We start from the raw sequence: 561 nt of genomic DNA, 5'->3' as shown, positions 1-561 counted from the left end.
TGCGCATGAAAGAAGACCCGATGCAAAACGGCCAGTTAAAACCTGGGTACAATCTGCAAATCACAACGCAATCTCAATTTGTACTGTATTACCAAGTGAATCAGTGTCCTACGGACCAACGAACTTTAATTCCATTTTTGAAATCAATGAACTTTACCCAGACTCCAATCAAATATATCGTTGCCGATGCGGGCTATGGCAGTGAACCAAACTATCAATTCGTTAAAGACCAGATAGGCGGGATTCCATTGATTCCTTATACCATGTACCTGAAAGAGCAATCTAAGAAATACCGAACTGATCTCGGCAAAGTGATGAATTGGGAATATCACGCAGAAGACGACTACTATCTGGATGATCACCACATCCGCTTCTCATACCATGGTATGAGCCATCGAACTGATAAAAATGGCTTTACCCGCGACTTTAAAGTTTATCGAGCCGATGATTATGATGATCCCGAAGGTTACTATTGGTCCACCACTCGTATGGGAAACCAGCGAAGAATCAATATTAATCCAAATTGGGACTCACAAAAAGAATATATTCGTGAACAGCTTT

The 561-nt window shown here is 41.2% G+C and carries 1 protein-coding gene; it reads left to right on the top strand.

Annotation, left to right across the window (positions count from 1 at the left end; all coding sequences use genetic code 11):
• On the top strand, positions 1-561 hold a 561-nt coding region (locus tag FD17_RS12910; protein ID WP_162256789.1), incomplete at both ends, for a transposase.

Source organism: Lentilactobacillus sunkii DSM 19904 (assembly GCF_001435575.1).
GTDB lineage: Bacteria > Bacillota > Bacilli > Lactobacillales > Lactobacillaceae > Lentilactobacillus > Lentilactobacillus sunkii.
The sequence above is the reverse complement of the archived record's forward strand: the minus strand, read 5'-3'. Positions and strand labels throughout refer to the sequence as shown.